Raw genomic sequence first — 365 nt, forward strand, 5'->3', positions numbered from 1 at the left:
GTTTTATCGAAGAGTTTGTCGATAAGGGAGGGTTAGCTAACTTTGATATTGTTGCTTTCTGTGAAGAACCTCGAGTTGCATACGATCGAGTACATCTTTCTTCATATTTCTCTCATCATACTGCCGACGAGTTATCACTGGTTAAAACAGGATATTATGAAAAAAATAATATTGAAATGTTGGTTGGTGAACGCGCATTAACGATTAATAGAGCTGAAAAAGTTATTCACTCTCAAACTGGTCGTGCGGTCTTTTACGACAAACTAGTCATGGCCACTGGGTCTTATCCATGGGTACCACCTATTAAAGGCAATGAAAGTAAAGACTGTTTTGTTTACCGTACCATTGAAGATTTAAACGCCATT

At 37.8% G+C, this 365-nt stretch carries 1 protein-coding gene; it reads left to right on the forward strand.

Going from position 1 to position 365, the window contains the following annotated elements:
* Window positions 1–365: FAD-dependent oxidoreductase (locus DS885_RS09555; protein ID WP_181817748.1), on the forward strand; the 365-nt coding region annotated here is incomplete at both ends.

This window comes from Psychromonas sp. B3M02, assembly GCF_003318165.1.
Classification (GTDB): Bacteria; Pseudomonadota; Gammaproteobacteria; order Enterobacterales; family Psychromonadaceae; genus Psychromonas.